This is a genomic window from Paraconexibacter antarcticus (assembly GCF_024220175.1).
Taxonomy (GTDB): domain Bacteria; phylum Actinomycetota; class Thermoleophilia; order Solirubrobacterales; family Solirubrobacteraceae; genus Paraconexibacter; species Paraconexibacter antarcticus.
Genome location: NZ_CP098502.1, coordinates 2,728,895 through 2,748,128, shown reverse-complemented (window position 1 = coordinate 2,748,128; position 19,234 = coordinate 2,728,895). Strand labels below are relative to the sequence as shown.

Annotated in this window: 18 protein-coding genes; 1 reads left to right on the top strand and 17 read right to left on the bottom strand. The window is 72.0% G+C overall.

Annotated features, from left to right (window positions below):
• Positions 1 to 17: 17 nt before the first annotated feature.
• From rodA to NBH00_RS13420, 17 genes are all read right to left on the bottom strand, one after another.
• Positions 18 to 1,238, bottom strand: coding sequence for a rod shape-determining protein RodA (gene rodA / locus NBH00_RS13500; RefSeq protein ID WP_254569114.1), 1,221 nt, complete (start codon positions 1,236 to 1,238; stop codon positions 18 to 20).
• Positions 1,235 to 3,322, bottom strand: a complete 2,088-nt coding sequence (locus NBH00_RS13495; RefSeq protein WP_254569113.1) for a penicillin-binding protein 2 — start codon at positions 3,320 to 3,322, stop codon at positions 1,235 to 1,237. Before NBH00_RS13495 ends, rodA begins: the two co-directional genes overlap by 4 nt.
• A gap of 12 nt (positions 3,323 to 3,334) precedes the next feature.
• A complete protein-coding gene (gene mreD, locus NBH00_RS13490) occupies positions 3,335 to 3,901 on the bottom strand; it encodes a rod shape-determining protein MreD (RefSeq protein ID WP_254569112.1) in 567 nt (188 codons plus the stop codon).
• Positions 3,898 to 4,758 (bottom strand): rod shape-determining protein MreC, encoded by an 861-nt coding sequence (gene mreC / locus NBH00_RS13485; RefSeq protein WP_254569111.1) that lies wholly within the window; start codon positions 4,756 to 4,758, stop codon positions 3,898 to 3,900. Before mreC ends, mreD begins: the two co-directional genes overlap by 4 nt.
• Positions 4,759 to 4,825: 67 nt before the next feature.
• The gene (locus NBH00_RS13480; protein ID WP_302182632.1) at positions 4,826 to 5,878 is read right to left on the bottom strand and encodes a rod shape-determining protein; all 1,053 of its coding nucleotides are present in this window, start codon (positions 5,876 to 5,878) and stop codon (positions 4,826 to 4,828) included.
• 139 nt (positions 5,879 to 6,017) lie between these two features.
• Complete coding sequence (locus NBH00_RS13475) at positions 6,018 to 6,626, bottom strand: Maf family protein (protein ID WP_254569110.1); 609 nt, start codon at positions 6,624 to 6,626, stop codon at positions 6,018 to 6,020.
• Positions 6,627 to 6,676: 50 nt separating this feature from the next.
• The gene (ndk, locus tag NBH00_RS13470; RefSeq protein ID WP_254569109.1) at positions 6,677 to 7,081 is read right to left on the bottom strand and encodes a nucleoside-diphosphate kinase; all 405 of its coding nucleotides are present in this window, start codon (positions 7,079 to 7,081) and stop codon (positions 6,677 to 6,679) included.
• Between the two features lie 97 nt (positions 7,082 to 7,178).
• On the bottom strand, positions 7,179 to 7,703 hold the full coding sequence (locus tag NBH00_RS13465) for a zinc ribbon domain-containing protein (RefSeq protein WP_254569108.1): 525 nt from the start codon (positions 7,701 to 7,703) through the stop codon (positions 7,179 to 7,181).
• Positions 7,704 to 7,755: 52 nt separating this feature from the next.
• On the bottom strand, positions 7,756 to 9,060 hold the full coding sequence (locus NBH00_RS13460) for a DUF459 domain-containing protein (RefSeq protein WP_254569107.1): 1,305 nt from the start codon (positions 9,058 to 9,060) through the stop codon (positions 7,756 to 7,758).
• 121 nt (positions 9,061 to 9,181) lie between these two features.
• A complete protein-coding gene (locus tag NBH00_RS13455; RefSeq protein WP_254569106.1) occupies positions 9,182 to 10,456 on the bottom strand; it encodes a bifunctional folylpolyglutamate synthase/dihydrofolate synthase in 1,275 nt (424 codons plus the stop codon).
• Positions 10,453 to 13,113 (bottom strand): valine--tRNA ligase, encoded by a 2,661-nt coding sequence (locus tag NBH00_RS13450; RefSeq protein ID WP_254569105.1) that lies wholly within the window; start codon positions 13,111 to 13,113, stop codon positions 10,453 to 10,455. The genes NBH00_RS13455 and NBH00_RS13450 overlap by 4 nt, the downstream gene beginning before the upstream one ends.
• Positions 13,114 to 13,205: 92 nt before the next feature.
• Complete coding sequence (locus NBH00_RS13445; RefSeq protein WP_254569104.1) at positions 13,206 to 13,553, bottom strand: hypothetical protein; 348 nt, start codon at positions 13,551 to 13,553, stop codon at positions 13,206 to 13,208.
• Between the two features lie 136 nt (positions 13,554 to 13,689).
• Complete coding sequence (locus NBH00_RS13440; protein ID WP_254569103.1) at positions 13,690 to 13,950, bottom strand: hypothetical protein; 261 nt, start codon at positions 13,948 to 13,950, stop codon at positions 13,690 to 13,692.
• A 62-nt stretch (positions 13,951 to 14,012) separates the two neighbouring features.
• Positions 14,013 to 14,987, bottom strand: coding sequence for an NAD(+) diphosphatase (nudC, locus tag NBH00_RS13435; RefSeq protein WP_254569102.1), 975 nt, complete (start codon positions 14,985 to 14,987; stop codon positions 14,013 to 14,015).
• Positions 14,984 to 16,261: an ATP-dependent Clp protease ATP-binding subunit ClpX gene (clpX, locus tag NBH00_RS13430; RefSeq protein WP_254569101.1), complete on the bottom strand. Its 1,278-nt coding sequence runs from the start codon at positions 16,259 to 16,261 to the stop codon at positions 14,984 to 14,986. The genes nudC and clpX overlap by 4 nt, the downstream gene beginning before the upstream one ends.
• 38 nt (positions 16,262 to 16,299) lie before the next feature.
• The gene (gene clpP, locus NBH00_RS13425; protein ID WP_302182752.1) at positions 16,300 to 17,037 is read right to left on the bottom strand and encodes an ATP-dependent Clp endopeptidase proteolytic subunit ClpP; all 738 of its coding nucleotides are present in this window, start codon (positions 17,035 to 17,037) and stop codon (positions 16,300 to 16,302) included.
• A 7-nt stretch (positions 17,038 to 17,044) separates the two neighbouring features.
• Positions 17,045 to 17,629, bottom strand: a complete 585-nt coding sequence (locus NBH00_RS13420) for a TetR/AcrR family transcriptional regulator (protein ID WP_254569099.1) — start codon at positions 17,627 to 17,629, stop codon at positions 17,045 to 17,047.
• A gap of 51 nt (positions 17,630 to 17,680) precedes the next feature.
• On the opposite strand from NBH00_RS13420, the gene NBH00_RS13415 reads away from it, so the two are divergent.
• Complete coding sequence (locus NBH00_RS13415) at positions 17,681 to 19,186, top strand: MFS transporter (RefSeq protein WP_254573730.1); 1,506 nt, start codon at positions 17,681 to 17,683, stop codon at positions 19,184 to 19,186.
• Positions 19,187 to 19,234 lie beyond the last annotated feature (48 nt).

Genomic DNA, 19,234 nt, shown 5'->3' with positions numbered 1-19,234 from the left:
TTTCTCACTCTCTCAAACTAAAAGCCCAGCACTCGGCCCTTGCCGGCAGTGGAGGCGCGCCCTTGCGCGTAGACCGACTGCAGCAGGCCGATGGCCAGGAAGGTGGTGATCACCGATGAGCCCCCGTAGCTCATGAGCGGGAGGGGGATCCCGGTGATCGGCATGATTCCCACGGTCATGCCGACGTTGATGAAGACCTGGAAGAGCAGCATCGCGGTGATGCCGCCGGCGATCAGCGCGCCGTAGAGGTTCTTCGCCACCGTCAGCGCCCGTAGGCCCCGCCAGATGAGCAGGGAGTACAGCGAGAGCACCAGCGCGGCGCCCATGAAGCCCCAGCGCTCGCCGACCACCGAGAAGATGAAGTCGGTGTGGTGCTCCGGGAGGAAGTTGTAGGAGGTCTGGGTGGCCCGGTCGCCGCGGCCGGTCTTCTCACCGGAGCCGATGGCCACCCGCGACTGCGTCTGCTGGTACGCGATGTCGCTGTTGTTGTCGTTGGGGTGCAGGAAGGCCGTCAGGCGGTTGGTCTGGTAGCTGTGGAGGACCGTCACGCCCGCCATCGGCGCGACGACGACCACCCCGGTGATGAGGATCGCGAAGCACGCCCCCATCGCCGCGAAGTAGCGGCCGGGGATGCCCGCGATGAACAGGAGGGCGAGGACGATCGCGCCGTAGACCATCGACGAGCCGAGGTCGGGCTGGATCATCACGAGCCCCGCCGGGACCCCGGCGAGCGCCAGCAGGCGCACGGTCGTCGACGGGGCGTGCAGCGCCCGGGCGCGGTCCACGAGGAACCCCGCCAGGGCCACGACGAGCAGGATCTTCCCGAGCTCGGAGGCCTGGAAGGAGAAGAAGGGGAGCTGGATCGCGCGGCGCGCGCCGAGCGCGTCGTTGCCGGCGAACTTCACCGCGACGACCGACAGGATGATGAAGCCGTAGAAGCCGTACTTCAGCTCCCGCAGCCGTGAGTAGTCGATCCGGGTGAGGACCGCGGCGAAGAGCAGTCCGACGGCGAAGTAGATCGCCTGGCGCTTCATGTAGTAGCCGTCCGGCAGCCCGCGCGCGCTGACCGTGTGGAGCGTCACGAGCGAGCAGGCGCAGATCCCGAGGGTCGCGAGCGCGAGCACCGGGTCGAACGGCAGCACGAGGCTCAGCGGGCGTCGCGGGGGCGCGGCGGCGCTCCCGCCGACCCGGGAGGTCCGCGAGCGGCGGGGCTCGGTGACGGACGGGACGGTGCTCACAGCGAGGCGTTGCTCCCCGGCACGCAGGTGGCGCCGACGTTCGCGCCCTTCCCGAACCACGCCTTCAGGATCCGGCAGGCGATCGGGGCGGCCTTCGCGGCGCCGAAGCCGCCGTTCTCGACGGTGACGGCGACGACGATCGGGCGCTTGTGGTCCGGGCCGTCGTAGGAGTACGCGACGTACCAGGACTGGTCGTTCGGCTGGGCGGCGACCTGAGCGGTGCCGGTCTTGCCGTAGATCGGGAAGCGGCTCTGGTTCCACCCGGCGAAGACCGCGGTCGAGGTACCGCCGGGCGCGCTCGCGGCGTCGTGGAGACCGGCCATGATCGTGTCACGGTAGCTGGGATCGAGCTTCACGCGCCGGGCGCCGCTCGGCGGGAGCTTCTGGAGGGGCAGGCCCTTGTCGTCGAGGACGGCGGCGCCGAGGCGCGGGGTCGGGACCCGGCCCCCCTCCGCGATGCCCGCGTAGGCCACCGCGACCTGCAGCGGCGTGGCCTGCAGGTCGCCCTGGCCGATGGACAGCGAGACGTTGTCGCCGATCGACCACGGGCGGCGGTCGGAGATGCCACACCCGCCCGCCGCGGCGGCCGGCCCGGATGCGTTGTCCGGGATGTGCTTCTTCCTGCGACAGGCCGTCTCCTCCTGGCCAACGCGGGTGCGCCAGGCCGGGTCGGGCACGAGGCCCTTCGCCTCGCCGGGCAGGTCGATGCCCGTCGTGTGCTCGAAGCCGAACCGGCGGGCGACGGCCTGGATCGGGCCGCCGTGGGGCGCATCGGGGCCGGCGTTCGTCCGCTCGCCGAGCGTGTAGAAGTAGATGTCGGACGAGACCCGGATCGCGTTCTGCATGTCGACGGGCCCGAAGACCTCGTGCTTCGCGTTGCACCGCTGCTGGATCCCGATCTTGATGCAGCCCGTGTCGTCGATCTTCTCGGTCGTGGTGATCTTCCCCGACTCGAGCGCGGCGATCGCCGTGATCGGCTTGAACGTCGAGCCCGTCGCGTAGTGCGCGCCGATGACCCGGTTGAACTGCGGCGTCGTCCCCTGGTTGAAGATCGCGTCGTACTTCTTCTGCGAGATGTTGCCGACGAGGACGTTCGGGTCGAAGGTCGGGAAGGACCCCATGGCCAGGACGTCGCCGTTGCGCGGGTCGAGCGCGACGAAGGCGCCGGGGTTCGGGCCGGCGACGTTCCCGTACGCGGTCTGCCCCGCCCGCTGGAGCTTGAGCGAGAGCGTGAGCTGCAGGTCGCTGCCCGGCTTCGGCGGGACGGTGACGCCCTCACCGCGGGGGTTGCCCTGCGCGTCCACGAGCAGGCGCTCCTTGCCGTCGCGGCCGCGGAGGTACTGGTCGTAGGTGCGCTCGATGCCGCTCTGGCCGACGATGCTGCCGGCGGGCACGCCCTCGAACTCCTTCGTCTTCAGCTCGTCCGGGGAGATCTGGCTCGCGGTGCCGAGCAGCTGGGCGGCGAGCGTGCGGTCCGGGTACTGGCGCAGGAACGTCGTCTCGACCGACACGCCGGGGAACTCGTCCTGGCGCTCGGCAATGTACGTGCGCACGTCCTCGGACACGTCGGTCTTGATCGTCACCGGCGCGTACCCGGCGAGGAACAGGCCGCGGATGACGAACGACTGGATGTCGCGCGTCTTGACCTGGAGCGTGCGCGAGAGCCGGGCGAAGCGGCCCTGGAGATCCGGCGGGGTCGCGGGGATGACGATCGGCGGGCCCTGCCTGCCCTTCGCGCGCTTGGAGCGGGCGATGACCGCGTCGCCGTACAGCGCGGCGGCCTTCTTCTCGCTCACGGGCAGCGACTCGGGCTTGAGCTTCACGACGATCGCCAGGCGGTTCTCGACGATCGGCTCGCCGTCCCGGTCGACGATCGCCCCGCGGGGCGCGGGCAGCGGCTCGACGCGGACCTTGTTCGTCTGCGCCTGGGCGAGGTACTGGTCGCCGGAGAGGACCTGGAGGTACCAGAGCCGGAAGAAGATGACCGCGAAGAGCACGCACGCCACGACCCCGAGCGCCGCGACGCGCAGCGCCAGCTGGGGCGAGACGGGCGGGCGGTGGTCTGGGGAGACGGGGTCGATCACGGTCTCGGGGCCTCAGGCCCGGGAGAGCGGCGAGAGGCGGGTCGTCTGGGCGCGGCGGCGGCGCCGGCGCGGGTCGTCCGGCATGACCGGGAGCAGCCAGCGCCTGACCGCGGCGTACACGGGCAGTGAGAGCAGGGTATTGACCAGGATCGTGACGAAGATCTGCCCGACGAGCAGCCCCGTGACCCTGATCGGCGTGCCGAGCATGAACTGCATGAGCGCGTAGCCGACGGTGACGACCGTCGTGGCGGCGCCGCCGACGACCGCGGGGACCGCGGCGGCCTGGGGGTCGCGGACCTCGCGCAGGCGGCCCGCGCCGTACCCCACTGCGAGGTAGAGCAGCGACGAGAGGCCCATCGTCTGGATGAGGGCGCAGTCGACGAAGAAGCCGCAGGCGAAGCCGAGCACGGCCCCGGGCAGCGAGCCGAGCAGGAGACCCGTCATCGCGACGACGAGCGGGACGAGGTCGGCGTGGGCGCCGAAGAAGTCGAGCTGCGAGACGGCGGCGAGCTGGACGATGCAGACGACGAAGCCGAGGATGGTCAGGCGGCCGGCGACGGGGGCGGCGTACGGATTCACGGGACCGTGGCGGCGTCGCGGGTGAGGACCATGACGTGGTCGAGGTTGCGCACGTCGACGAACGGCTTGACGTGGACGCGCTGGGTGTCGGTGCCCGCGTCGTCGACCGTCGTGACCTTGCCGATCGGGATGTCCGGCGGGAAGAGCGAGGGCAGCCGCACGTCGGTGCTCGTCCCCCGCGTGACGACCGTCGAGCCGACCGACACCGGCGCGTTCTGCTTCGTCGTCGCGACGATGAGGTCCTCGGGGTCGCCGCCGGACGCCGTCATCGTGCCGGTGATGCCGGACTGGGCGAGGCGGACGCCGGCGCCGAAGCGCGGGTCGGTGATGAGCGTGACCGTCGCCGAGCCGCCGACGACGACGTCGACCTTGCCGACGAGCCCGCCGGCCGTGACGACCGGCTGGCCGCTGCGGACGCCGTCCCCCGCGCCCTTGTTGATCGTGACCTTCTGGAACAGCAGGGTCGGCGAGGCGACGACGACGCGCGCCTCGACCGGGCCGAGATTCCCGATGTTCGCGGTCGCGATGACCCGGTTGATCCCGTACTGCTCCTTGAGCTTGCGCACCTCGGCCTGGAGCGAGCCGTTCTGCTCGCGCAGCTGGTCACGTGTCTTCACGAGCGTCTTGTTGTCGCCCTTCGCGTGCCACGTGTCCCCGAACCAGCCGAAGAGGTCGCGGAACGGCTTCAGCGAGCGGCTGGCGACGTCCTGGATCGGCGAGACGATCTCGAAGACCCCGCGCTGGACGGAGCCCACGCCACCGTTGCCGCCGAAGGACGCGGTCAGCAGGACGACGGAGCTGACGACCAGCAGCGCGAGGACGGCGCGCCGGCGGCGGATCGTCTTACGGTCATACACCTAGAGAAGTACTCCGGAGCGGGGCGTGGGTCGCAGCGGGGGCGACCGATGATGACGCCCCGGCCCATCAGTAGCGCCGCTTCGTCCGGCCACGAGAGGTCTTGTTGGCGCGGTGGATGACCTCGAACTCCTCGAGAGATCGTCCGGAGCCGACCGCGACGCAGGTCAGGGGTGATTCGGCGAGGTGAGCGGGCATCTGCGTCTCCTCGCGCAGGCGCTCGTCCAGGCCCATCAGGAGGGAGCCGCCGCCCGCGAGCATGATGCCGCGATCCATGATGTCCGAGGCGAGCTCGGGCGGCGTGCGGTCGAGCGTCTCCTTGACGGCGTCGATGATCTGCGACAGGGGCTCCTCGAGCGCCTGGCGGATCTCCTCGCTCGTCAGGACGACGGTCTTCGGGAGGCCCGACACCATGTCGCGCCCGCGGATCTCGGCCTGCACCTCCTCCTCCATGGGGTAGGCGGAGCCGATCTCGAGCTTCACCTCCTCCGCGGTCTGCTGACCGATCAGGAGCTTGTACTCGCGTTTTGCGTAGTTGATGATCGCGTCGTCGAGCTCGTCGCCGCCGACGCGGATCGACTGGCTGACGACGATGCCGCCGAGGGAGATGACGGCGACCTCGCTCGTGCCGCCGCCGATGTCGACGACCATCGAGCCGGTCGGCTCGCCGACAGGCAGCCCGGCGCCGATCGCGGCGGCCATCGGCTCCTCGATGAGGTAGGCCTGGCGGGCGCCGGCGGAGAGGCAGGCCTCCTCGACGGCGCGCTTCTCGACGCCGGTGACGCCCGAGGGGACGCAGACGACGACGCGCGGGTGCGCGAAGCGGTTCTGGTGCACCTTCTGGATGAAGTGCCGGAGCATCTCCTCCGTCACGTCGAAGTCGGCGATGACGCCGTCCTTCAGGGGCCGGATCGCCTGGATCGTGCCCGGGGTGCGGCCGAGCATGCGCTTGGCCTCGATGCCCACGGCGTGGACCTCCCCCGTGCGCGAGTCGATCGCGACGACGGACGGCTCGCTCAGCACGATGCCCCGCCCGCGGACGTAGACCAGCGTGTTGGCGGTGCCGAGATCGACAGCCATGTCGCGGCCGCCGAATCCGGTGAGGTAGGAGAACATGCCCATGCGCGCAGAAAAAGGGACGTCGGCGCGACGGATGCGTGCCCACGTCCGGCGCCCACTCTAGCGGGGCACCGCGTCCCTCAGGCCCGTGGCCGTGGACTTGCACCGCCGAAATGTCGCTGCAATTCGCGCTGACGGCGTGTCAGACGCCCAGCAGGCCTGGCAGAAGCGCCCGCAGCGCCGGCACCGGGAGGCCGACGACGTTCAGGTAGTCGCCATGGATCTCCTCGACGATCGCGGCGCCGCGACCCTGGATCGCGTAGGCGCCGGCCCGGCCGCGCCACTCGCCGGTCGCGACGTAGCCCGCGATCTGCGCCGTCGTGAGCGGCGCGAAGCGGACCAGCGTCTGCTGCACCCGGGCGCGCGGGACGTCCCCCGGGGTCCCCACCGCGACGGCGATGCCGCTGAGGACGGCGTGCTCGCGGCCCTGGAGGCGCAGGAGCGTCGCGGCCGCCGCCTCCGGGGTTGCGGGCTTGCCGAAGATCTCGCCGTCGAGCGTGACGATGGTGTCGACGCCGAGGACCGTCCGGTCCGGGCAGAGGCCGGCGACGACGGTCGCCTTCAGCAGGGCGTTGTCGCGCGCGACGGCCTCGGGCTCGCCGGCGGCCGCCTCCTGCACGTCGGCCGGGCGCACCTCGAAGGGCACGCCCAGCTGCTCGAGGATCGCCCGTCGCTGCGGCGAGGCGGAGGCCAGGACGAGCGGGTCGGTGCTCGCCCGGGCCTTCGCGGCGATGAGGTCGGCGAGCTCCACGCGGGTCGCGTCAGGTGGCGCGGGACGTCGCGATGGGGCTCGCCGGGCGCCTAAAGCTCGGGGAACCAGACGCCGATCTCACGGGCGGCCGACTCCGGCGAGTCGGACCCGTGCACCATGTTCGTGCCGATCTCGATCGCGAAGTCGCCGCGGATCGAGCCCGTGGCGGCCTCGAGCGGGTTCGTCGCGCCGATGAGCTGGCGCGCGGCCTTGATCGCGTCCTGGCCCTCGAGGATGAGGGCGACGAGCGGGCCGGAGACGATGAAGTCGACGAGCTCACCGAAGAACGGCCGCTCGGCGTGCTCGGCGTAGTGGGTCTCCGCCGTCTCGCGGGGCGTGTGGATGAGCTTCAGCGCCGTGATCTTCAGGCCCTTGCGCTCGAACCGGGAGAGGATCTCACCGGTGAGTCCGCGGGCGAAGGCGTCGGGCTTGACGAGGATGAGGGTCTGTTCCATGAGGTCGCGGATGCTACGGACGGGGCGTCCGCGGTGCGTCTTGGCTCAGGGTCCTCCGCCGGCGCCGCTCAGGACGGGCAGCGGCGGCCGCGAGAGGCTAGGCCTCGACGGGCGGCCCGGAGGAGGTGTCGCCCTCCTCGGAGCGGCGGCGGCGCCGCCGCCGCGGGCCCTCGGCGTGCACGACCTCGGTCTCGCAATACGGGCACAGGCGCCACTCGGGGTCGAGGGGCTTCGCGCAGGTGACGCAGGGATCCTTGAGCTTCCGCGTGCAGTTCGGGCAGCGGATGAAGTCCTTCTCGACCTGGTAGTCGCAGTGCGGGCACAGGAAGTAGTCCAGGCGCTGGATGCGTGCCTCGGCGGCCTGCATCTCGAGCTCACGCTCGCGGATGTCGTCGAGGTACTCCGCCGGGCGGACGATCATGTAGATGATCGTGCCGACGTACGGGAAGAAGCTCGCGAGCGTCGCGCAGCCGATGAGCATCGGATCGGCGATCCGCCGGCGGGCGTCGGCGTACGTGTAGTACACCAGCGCGAGCCAGATCACGACGAGGAACAGGATGAGCAGCTTCACGGCCGTGTTGAGGCCGCCGCTGCTGATGCCGAACACTGCGAGGTGCGTCACAGCGGGGGACTCTAGAGCCTGAGGCGGCGTCGAGGCGGGAGGCACCGTTCACTCACGGCGTGTCGAGCAGCCCCTCGCGCACGATGAGCGAGCGGACCGCCTCGGCGGCGAGCGCCTGGCCCGCGGCGCTCAGGTGCACCCCGTCGGGCGCACGGACGTCGACGGTGCGCCCGCCGGACTCGATCGTCTGGTGGAACCGGCCGTCCGGCGAGAAGAGCGGCCGCAGGTCGACGAGGTGGACGCCGGGCAGCCCCTTCGCGGCGGCGATGACGCCCCGGTCGGCCGCGTCGATGACCGCGGACTTCGCGGCCGACCGCGCCGCGGGCAGCAGGATCCAGACGACCCGGCCGCGACCGTGCTGGAGGAACGTGCGCATGAGCGCGCGCTGGCGCCGCGCGAGCTCGCCGACCCACTCGTCCCCGCAGCAGTCGACGGTCCGGCCGTCGGGGAGCGCGTTCCCGAATCCCTCGTTCGCCCCGAGCGAGAGGACGGTCACGCGGGGGTGCAGGCGGCGGACCTGCGAGGCGGCCCGCCGCGTCCACCCCGCGCCGCCGAAGCCGCTGAGCTCGGTGCCGGGCGCCGACTCGGTGCGCACGCGGGCGGCCGAGCCGAAGTCGTCCTCGAGGACGCTGTCGATGCCCTCGATCGTCGAGTCGCCGGTCGTGAGCAGGACCGGCCCGGTCGTGCGGGCGCGGGGCTTCGCGGTCCCGGACGCGGTTGTCAGGACGGTGCGGTGGCCGGCGAGCGCGACGGCGACGCGCACCTCGCCGTCCCGCGGCGGGCGGACCCGCAGCCGCACGCCGCGGCGCCCGGCGACGAGCGCCGTCGTCCGGCACCGGTGGGTCAGCCCGGCGCCCGAGACGCACACGCGGACCGGGTCCCCGCCGAGGCTCCAGGTGTCGACGACGCGCACGCGCACGAGCGCGCCCCGGGCGACGTGACGGGGGGCCGTCACGGCGAGGCGGCTGCGGCACGAGGGCGTGCGGATGTCGGTGTCGGCCGTGAGCACCTGGCCCGCGGGCGTCGTCACCGTCGCCGTGAAGCTCCGCACCGGGCGGTCGCAGCGCCACGTGACCGCCCGCGACAACGGCGCGAAGCCGCGGCTGTCGACGGTCACGGGCGCGCCGAGGGCGGCCTCCCCCGTCCCCTCGCGTTCGAAGAACCGCGCCGTCGACCCCGGCGTCTGCCCGAAGATCCCGAGCGCGACGTACCCCGTCTCGTTCCGCGAGGCGACGAGGAACCCGCTCGTCGCCGCCGGGGCCTGCGCGGCGGACGGCGGCGCGAGGACCGTCGCCACGGCGCCGCCCGCGACGATCGCGGCGAGCGCTCCGAGCGCGCGTGTCCGGCGCCCGCCCACGCCTACAGGTACTGCCGTCCGAAGAGGTAGCCCGCGGCGAAGAACACGAGGATCACGAGCGCCACGATGACCGCCACGCCGACGATCATGAGCAGGACCGAGGGGCCGTCGTCGTCGTTCATCACAGGCTGGAGGCCCTCCGGCCGTCGGCCGGCCGCAGGAGGTCGGCGATGAGGTACAGCGAGCCCGTGGCGAGCGCGAGCCCGTCGGGCCCGGCGAGCTCGCGGGCGAGGGCGAGCGCCCGCGGCGGGTCGCTCTCCAGTCGCGTGATCGGCCAGCCGAGCTGCGCGGCGAGGGACTGCAGCGTCGACGGCGGCAGCGCCCGCGGGTTCGCGCTGTGGGTGCAGACGACCTCGGCGCAGAGCGGGAGCAGCTCGCGCAGCATCGCCGCCGCGTCCTTGTCGTCGAGGATCGAGAGCACCGCGACGAGCCGTCGCCCCCCGAGGACCTCGCGCAGCGTCTCGGCGAGCACCGCGAACCCCGCGGGGTTGTGCGCGCCGTCGAGGATCGTGTCCGGTCCGGTGTCGATCCGCTGCCAGCGGCCCGGGACGAGCGTCGTCGCCGCCGCCGCGCGCACGGCGCCGGGATCGAGGTCGTGCCGGAGGAAGGCGCGGGCCGCCGCGCAGGCGAGCGGGAAGTTCGCGCGCTGGAAGGTGCCGCCGGCGCGCAGGTCGACCGGGACGGGGGGCGTGTCGGGCGCGAGGACGAGGGTCGCGCCGCGCTCGGCGCAGACCGCCTCGGCGACGGTGAGCGCGTCGCGGTGCAGGCTGCGGGCGACGACGAGCGTCGCCCCCGGCTGCACGACGTCGAGCTTCTCCGCCGCGATGTCGGCGATCGTCGGCCCGAGCCAGCGGGTGTGCTCGAGGCCGACGTTCGTCAGGACCTGGACCGCGGAGGGCAGGACGTTCGTCGCGTCGTACCGCCCGCCGAGGCCGGCCTCGACGACGGCGACGTCGACGTCCGCGCGGGCGAGCTCGTCGAGCGCCGCGGCGGTGAGGAGCTCGAACTGCGTGATGTGGTCGTCGGCGGCGGCGTCGGCGTCGACCTCCGCGGCGGCCGCCGCGGCGCGCCCGATCGCGGCGGCGAACTCCGCGTCCCCGAGGTCCTCCCCGTCGACGAGGATCCGCTCGCCGAAGCGGACGAGGTGCGGCGAGAGGTAGGCGCCCGTCCGTCGCCCGTGGCGGGCGAGGAGCGCGGCGATCATCCGCGTCGTCGACGACTTGCCGTTCGAGCCGACCACGTGGACGGAGGCGAAGCGCTGCTGCGGGTCGCCGAGGCCGGCGAGCAGGCGCCGCATGCGCCCCGTCCCGAAGCGCATGCCGAAGAGCTCAAGGCCGAGCAGGTGCGCCTCGGCCTCCTCGATGCTCGGGCTCGCGCCGGCGGAGCGCAGGGTCACGCGGCGCCCTCGGGGAGCTGCGCCCGGAGGGTCGCAACCTCGGCCTCGAGCCGCTCGAGCTTCGCGCGCTCGGCGTCGACGACGGCGGCCGGGGCCTTCGCGACGAACCCGTCGTTGCCGAGCTTGCCGCGGGCGCGGGCGATCTCCTTCTGCAGGTCGGCGATCTGCGCCTCGGTCTTCGCGGCGGCCTCGGACGGGTCGAACGCGCCCGACGCGAGGATCTCGACGGTCCCGCCCGGGATGACGATCGTCGCCGCGCCGGCCGCGTCCGCGGGCTGGTCGAGGTCGAGCCGCGCGAGGCGCGCGAGCAGCGCGGTGGTCTCGCCGTAGCCGTCGCCGGTGAGCCGCGCGTCGAGGATCGCGCCGGCGGCGACGCCCGCGTCCCCCCGCCACGAGCGGACGGTCGTGACGGCCTCGATGAGCGCCGACACCTGCGCCTCGGCCGCGTCGTCGCGGAGCGCGGCGTCCGCGGCAGGGAGCGACGCCTCGGCGAGCAGCCCGCCGTCGTGGCCGGGCAGCTCGGCCCACAGATCCTCGGTGACGAACGGCATGACCGGGTGCACGAGCGCGATCGTCTCGCGCAGGACGTGCAGGAGCGTCGCGGCGAGGTCCGCGTCGACCTCGCGGGCCTTGATGAGCTCGAGGTACCAGTCGCAGAGCTCCCCGTAGACGAAGTCGTACAGCGCGAGCGAGAGCTTCGAGAAGTCGAACTCGCCGATCCGCTGCGCCGCCTCGGCCTTGATCGCCTGCAGGCGGCTGAGGATCCAGCGGTCCTCCGGCGCTCGCGCGGCCTCCGCGCCGGGGCCGCCGCTCAGCACGGCGGCGTCGATCCCCTCGACCTTCAGGAGCGCGAACCGCGTGGCGTTGAAGAGCTTGTTCCCGAGCGCACGGCCCTGGGCGATCTTCTCCTCGTTGAAGCGGACGTCCTGCGTGGAGGACATGGCGAGCAGCCCGAAGCGGACGGCGTCGGCGCCGTAGGCGGGGAACTCGCCGGGATCGTCCCCGGGCCGCTTCGCGAAGACCGGCGGGCGCGGGCCGCCGTCGATGAGCGCCAGCGGGTCGATGCCGGTGCCAAGCGACTTGCTCATCCGGCGGCCGTCGGGCGCCTGGATGACGGAGTGGTTGTAGACGTCGGTGAACGGGACCTCGCCGGTGAACTCGAGGCCCATCATCACCATGCGGGCGACCCACAGGAAGAGGATGTCGCGGCCCGTCGACATGACGTCGGTCGGGTAGAACGCCTGCAGCTCCGGCGTCTCGCGCGGCCAGCCGAGCGTCGCGAACGGCCACAGCGCCGAGCTGAACCACGTGTCGAGGACGTCGGGGTCGCGCGTCCAGCCGTCCCCCTCGGGCGCCGTCATGCCGACGTACGTCTCCTGGGTGGGCGGGGTTCCTCGGTACCAGACGGGGATCTGGTGGCCCCACCACAGCTGGCGGGAGATGCACCACGGGCGGATGTTCGCGAGCCACTCGTCGTAGCGGCGGCGCTGGGACTCCGGGTGGATGCGGACGCGGCCGTCGGCGACGACCTGCCGGGCGGGCGCAGCGAGCTCGTCCATCCGCATGAACCACTGCAGCGAGACGAGCGGCTCGATGCGGGAGCCCGAGCGGTGGCTGAACGGGACGGTGTGCGTGTAGGGGTCCTCGGCGCGGAGGGCGCCGAGCGCGCGGAGGTCCTCGACGACCTTCCGCTGGGCGTCGGCGGCGGACAGGCCGGCGTAGGCCTCCCCCGCCTCGGGCAGCATGCAGCCGTCCTCGCCGATGACGCTCAGCTCGTCGAGCCCGTGGCGGCGCCCGATCTCGAAGTCGTTGGGGTCGTGACCCGGCGTGATCTTCAGGCAGCCCGTGCCGAAGTCGGTCTTCACGTACTCGTCGGCGATGATCGGCAGCTCGCGGCCGACGAGCGGCAGCGTCACGCTCTTGCCGATGAGGTGCGTGTAGCGCTCGTCGTCGGGGTTCACCGCGACGGCGGTGTCGGCGAGCATCGTCTCCGGCCGGACGGTCGCCACGACGACCTCGCCGCTGCCGTCGGTGAGCGGGTAGGCGATCGCGAAGAGCGTGTCGGTGACCTCGCGCTCCTCGACCTCGAGGTCGCTGATCGCCGAGCGGCTGCCCGGGTCCCAGTTGACCATGTAGTTGTCGCGGTAGATGAGGCCCTTCTCGTAGAGCCGGACGAAGACGGTGAGGACCGCCTCGACGTAGCCCTCGTCGAGGGTGAAGCGCTCGGCCTCGAAGTCGCACGTCGCGCCGAGGCGCTTGAACTGCTCGACGATCGTCCCGCCGTACTGGGCCCGCCACTCCCAGACGCGCTCGGTGAACGCCTCGCGGCCGATCTCCTCGCGGCCGGAGCCCTCGGACTTCAGGAGCTTCTCGACCTGGGTCTGCGTCGCGATGCCCGCATGATCGGTGCCGAGGATCCAGCGGGTGCGGCGCCCGTGCATGCGATGCCAGCGCGCGAGCGTGTCCTGGATCGACCCGTTGAGCGCGTGGCCCATGTGCAGCGCACCCGTGACGTTCGGCGGCGGGATCGCCATCGAGAAGTTCTCGGCCGCCGTCCCCTCCGCGGGTGGATGCACGAGCCCGGAGCCGAGCCAGGCGGCGGTGATGCGGGGCTCGACCTCGGCGGGCTCGAAGCGGGAACGGTCCTGCAGCGACATACGGCGCAGTCTATGGACGACGGCGCGCGGGGGCCGGTCGGGGCGGGGCCGGCCGGAGCGGGGCCGCGGCCCGAGGCGCGGCCCGGCGGGACCTAGAAGTCCTCGGGGAGCAGCAGGTCGTCGTCGAGGGCCGCGACGAAGGTGTCGATCTCCGCAGCCCTGATCTGGCGCTGGACCTCCTCGAGGGCGTCGAGCAGGCGGTGCGTACCGCGCTCGAGCTCCTCGTCGAGCTCCGCGCACCAGGCGTCGGGGACCCGGCCGCCGGCCCAGCTCTCGCACTCCGGGCAGCGCATCGTCAGGAACCAGTGGCCGTGGCCGGCGTCCTCGTGCCCGACGAGCTGCATGAGCGTCGAGCCGCAGGCCCGGCAGACGTGCAGGCCGAGCGGACCACCGAGCGGCTCGAGGTGAACCTGGGACTGATCGAATCCGTCGGGGAGCATGATCTCAGTGTCGGCAGGACACGCCCCGTCCCAAACCTCCTCCGGGATGGCGCGGAGGACGCGATGTCCCGTCCGATCGTGTGACCGGCCGATCGTCCGATAGGCCGATCTTCGAGCGACCGGCGCCCCGCGAGGTTCAGCGGCGGCCGGTGCGCAGGCGCTTGCCGACCGGCGCGAGCTTCCACACGGCGCCGCGGGCGTCGAGCTCGGCGACGATCCGCCGGACCTCGCCGCGCTCGGCGGCCGTGAGGTTCCGCGGCAGGCCCTTGGACTTCGCGACGAGGTCGCGCAGCAGGGCCCGGTCGTCGGGGTGGAGCTTGAGGTAGTGCTCGCGGGCGATGAAGCCGGCCTGGAGGGCGGCGACCCACGGGGACAGTCGGGGGGTGAAGCGGGGCATCGCACCGAGGATACGAGACCGCCGGTCACCGGAGGTCAGGAGCCCCCTGGGCGAGGGACCTCCTAGGGCATCCGCGCCCCTGGGCGAGGATGCCCCAGCCAGACGTCCACGAGGTGCCGGGCGATCGCGAGCTTCGGCGGGAGCAGCAGCGGGACGTCGGTCTCGCGGGCCTCTTCGGCCCGTACGGCCTCGTGGAGCTCGGCGCGCGTCGCCCAGCGCACGTCGTCGAGCTCGTCGTCACCGATCTCACCCTCGCCGCCGGCCCAGTCGGCCTCGAAGCCGAGCATGAGCGAGGCCGGGAAGGGCCACGGCTGCGAGGCGATGTAGCGGACCGCGCCGACCTGGACGCGGGCCTCCTCGAGGACCTCGCGGGCGACGGCGGACTCGAGGGCCTCCCCCGGCTCGACGAACCCGGCGAGCGCGCTGTAGCGGCCCTTCGGCCACGACGGCTGACGGCCGAGCAGCACGCGGTCGGCCGCGTTGTCGACGACGAGCATGATGACGACGGGGTCGGTGCGCGGATGGTGCTCGTGGCCGTTCGGGCAGCGGCGCATGTGGCCGGCGTCGCGGCTCTCGGTCGGTTCGCCGCAGGTGCCGCAGAAGCGGGTCGTGCGGTGCCAGTGCAGGAGCGTGTTGGCCTGGGCCAGGAGCCCGGCGTCACCGGCGGGGAGGAGCGCGGCGGCGGCCCGGACGTCGAGCGCGGTGACGTCGTCCGGGCGGACCGCGGTGTCCGGCAGGCGGTCGAGGGCGTAGAGGCCGTGGCCGTCCCCGGTGACCCCGAGCAGCACGGCGTCGTCCGGGATGCCGTCGGCGACCGGGAGCCGCGCGGCGCTCAGCGCCCCGGCGCCCCCCGCATGGTCGTACCAGTCGTCGGGCCCCCGCGCCCCGGCGTCGCCGGCGACGAGCGCCCCCTCCTCGGTGAGGACGAGCAGGCGGCTCGAGGCGTGCAGCCGGCTCGCGGCGACCCACTCGGCGTCGATCCGTCGTTCACCCGCGCGGTCGTGGGCCGCGCCGGCGAAGGGCAGCCGCAGGTTCAACCCGCGGCCGCGGCGTCGTCCTCGCCCGGGACGTCCGGCGTGGCCTCGGTGACGAGCGTGGGCTGGCGGCCCTGCTCGATCGTCTCCTTCGTCACGACGCACTTCTTCACGTCGCGGCGGGACGGCAGCTCGAACTGCACGTCGAGGAGCGTCTCCTCGATGATCGACCGCAGACCGCGGGCGCCGGTCTCCCGCGCGAGCGCCTTGTCGGCGATGGCGGCGAGCGCCTCCTCGGAGAAGACGAGCTCGATGCCGTCGAAGCTGAAGAAGCGGTGGAACTGCTTCACGAGCGCGTTGCGGGGCTCGGTGAGGATCGTGATGAGGTCCTCGCGGGTGAGCTGGTTCACCGCGCTCATGACCGGCAGGCGGCCGATGAACTCCGGGATGAGGCCGTAGTTCACGAGGTCCTCCGGGAGCGTCTTGCCGAAGACCTCGCCCGAGTCGCCGTCGGTCGGCGAGACGAGCGTCGAGCCGAAGCCGATGCCGCCCTTGCCGATGCGCCGCTCGATGACCTTGTCGAGGTTCGCGAAGGCGCCGCCGCAGATGAACAGGACGTTCGTCGTGTCGATCGACAGGAACTCCTGGTGCGGGTGCTTGCGGCCGCCCTGCGGCGGGACGCTCGCCGTCGTGCCCTCGAGGATCTTCAGCAGCGCCTGCTGCACGCCCTCGCCGGAGACGTCACGCGTGATCGACGGATTGTCCGCCTTGCGGGCGATCTTGTCGACTTCGTCGATGTAGATGATGCCCGTCTCGGCCTTCTTGACGTCGTAGTCCGCCGCCTGGATGAGCTTCAGGAGGATGTTCTCGACGTCCTCGCCGACGTAGCCGGCCTCGGTGAGGGCGGTCGCGTCGGCGATCGCGAACGGGACGTTGAGGATGCGGGCGAGCGTCTGGGCGAGCAGCGTCTTGCCGCAGCCCGTCGGGCCGAGCAGCAGGATGTTCGACTTCTGCAGCTCGATGTCCGAATCGGTCGCCTGCATCATCTGCACGCGCTTGTAGTGGTTGTACACCGCCACCGAGAGCGTGCGCTTGGCGTCGTCCTGCCCGATGACGTACTCATCGAGGACGCCGTAGATCTCCTTCGGCTTCGGCAGGTTGTCGAGGTCGAAGGACGGCGGGGCCGTGAGCTCCTCGTCGATGATCTCGTTGCAGAGATCGATGCACTCGTCGCAGATGTAGACACCGGGACCGGCGATCAACTTCTTGACCTGTCGCTGTGACTTTCCGCAGAAGCTGCAGAGCAGCTGCTCGTTGGAGTCCGTGGGCCGCGCCATCTCCCTCTCCTCAGTGGGGTGCGATGCGACCTCGGAGCTTAGTGCTCCGAGATCACCCGGTCGATGATGCCGTATTCGGCAGCTTCCGCGGCGGACATGAAGTAGTCGCGCTCGGTGTTGCCCTTGACGTCGGCCACGTCCTTGCCGGTGTGCTTGGCGAGGATCTCGTCGAGCTTGGCGCGAAGTTCGATGACCTCCTTGGCGTGGATCTCGATGTCCGTCGCCTGGCCCTGGAAGCCGGAGCTCACCTGGTGGATCATGACCTTGGCGTTCGGCAGCGCCATGCGCTTGCCCTTGGCGCCGCCGGAGAGCAGGAGCGCGCCCATGCTCATCGCGATGCCGACGCAGATGGTCGACACGTCCGGCTTGATGAAGTTCATCGTGTCGTAGATCGCGAGACCCGCGTACACCGACCCGCCGGGCGAGTTGATGTAGATGCTGATGTCCTTGTCCGGATCCTCGGACTCGAGGTGCAGGAGCTGCGCGACGACGAGGTTCGCGATCTGGTCGTCGATCGGCGTGCCGAGGAAGATGATCCGCTCGCTGAGCAGCCGACTGTAGATGTCGAACGCACGCTCACCGCGTGACGTCTGCTCGACCACCATGGGGACCAGGGGACTCATGTTCCTCGCTTCGTTTCGGTTCCGGGCGCCGGGTTCCTGCCACGACCGAGAGGCGGTCGTCCGGCGTCGGGCAAGCCTAGCAACGGGGGTGCAGCGGCCTGCGCCCCTTTCATCGGCATGGGCGCCCGGGTTTGCAGCGACTCCGTGCGCCAGGCGCGCGTCAGCGCGGTGACGTGCGCAATCCGTCCAACAGGATCTCCAGATGCCGGCGCCAGTCCCACCCGCCGTGGGCCATCGACGCCGACACGCCGCACATGACCATCGGCATGTCGGCGGAGGAGAAGTCGGGCCGCATCGCGCCGGCGGCCTGGGCGCGGTCGATGAGGACCTGGATGACGACGTGCAGCTCGTCGACCGTCGGCCGCGCGTACGCCCAGACCTCGTCGCCGGCGCCCATCAGCGCGTGCTGCGCCGCGGCGTCCCCGGCCGTCGTCTCGCAGTTGCGGCGCAGGACGGCGGCGAAGACCTCGAACGGCTCCCCGTCCTCCTCGAGGCCCTCCCGCGCGTGCTCGAGGATGAGCTCGAACTTCTGCCGCACGAGCTCCCCCATGAGCGCCTCCTTCGTGGGGAAGTGCCGGTAGACCGTCCCCACGCCCACACCGGCGCCCGCGGCGACGTCGTCCATCTGCGTCTCGATCCCGCGCGTGCCGAAGGCCTCGCGGGCGGCGACGAGGATGCGCTCGCGGTTGCGGGCCTTGTCGGCGCGGACGGGCTTCTCGGGGGTCTGGGTGTCGGTTGAGGCCATGCGGACCAATCCTGTCCTCGGCGGTCTTGACAAACGGAACCATAGCTCCGTATTTTCCCCGAGGCAAAACGGAACCGGAGTTCACTTTCACATGCCGAGTCTAGACACCCCCGCGCGAAGAACCTCGCCCTCGCCCTGCTCGCGGCGACGCAGTTCATCATCGTCATCGACGCGTCGATCACGAACGTCGCCCTGCCGTCGATCGGCAAGGACCTGAAGATCACCCAGGCCGACCTCTCGTGGGTCGTCAACGCGTACACGCTGACCTTCGGCGGCTTCCTGCTGCTCGGTGGGCGGCTCGCGGACCTGGTCGGCCGGCGCCGGATGTTCATGACCGGGCTCGCGGTCTTCGGGCTCGGCTCGTTCCTCGGGGGCGTGGCCGGCAACCAGGACTTCCTCGTCGGCGCCCGCGGCCTCCAGGGGCTCGGCGCGGCGCTCGTCTCCCCCGCCGCCCTGTCGCTCGTCACGACGATCTTCGCCGAGGGGTCCGAGCGCAACCGGGCCCTCGGCGTGTGGGGCGCGGTCGGCGGGGCCGGCGGCGCCGCCGGCGTCCTCATGGGCGGGGTACTCACGGAGATCGACTGGCGGCTCGTGCTCTTCGTCAACGTCCCCTTCGCGATCCTCATGGCCGGGCTCGCCCCGCGCCTGCTCTCCGAGTCCAAGGCGGACACCGACGTCTCGAGCTTCGACATCCCCGGCGCCGTGACCGTCACCGCCGGTCTCGCGCTGCTCGTCTACGCCCTCGTCGACGCCGAGAGCGCGGGCTGGTCCTCGGGTACGACGATCGGCCGCCTCGCCGGCGCCGCCGCCCTCATCGCCGCCTTCGCGGTCATCGAGCACCGCACGCGGCACCCGCTCATGCCGTTCGGGATCTTCCGGCTGCGGACGCTCCGCGGCGCGAACATCGCCGGCCTGCTCACCGGCATGTCGCTCTTCTCGATGTTCCTCTTCATCAGCTTCTACCTGCAGTACGTCCTCGGCTACTCGGCGCTGAAGACCGGCATCGCGTACCTGCCGCTCAGCATCGTGATCATCATCTCGGCGGGCATCGCCTCGCAGCTCGTCACGCGCCTGGGCTTCAAGCCGACGCTCCTGTTCGGCCTCGCGCTCACCGGCGGCGGCCTGCTCTGGTTCTCCGGGATCGACGCGCACGGCGGCTACCTCAGCGACGTCCTCGGCCCGTCGATGGTGGCGGGCGCCGGGCTCGGCTTCACGTTCGTCCCCGTGACGATCGCCGCCGTCACCGGTACGACACCGCAGGAGGCGGGCCTCGCGTCCGGCCTCATCAACACCTCCCAGCAGGTGGGCGGCGCGCTCGGCGTCGCGATCCTCGTGTCGATCTCGACCTCGCGGATCGCCGAGTTCGGGCCGGTGCAGGCGACCGCGCGCAACCCGGAGGCGCTGACCGCCGGCTACTCCCGTGCGTTCCTCATCGGCGCGTGCTTCGCCCTCGCCGCCGCGGTCATCTCCTCTTTCACGATCTCCTCGAAGGACTCCAAGGAGCAGGCGGAGGCCGCGCGCAGCGGCGACGCGACGGCGGTCCCGGCCGTGGCCTGAGGGCCGCGCCGGCGAGGGGCGCCCGGCGGCGGGCCCGGCGCTCCGCGG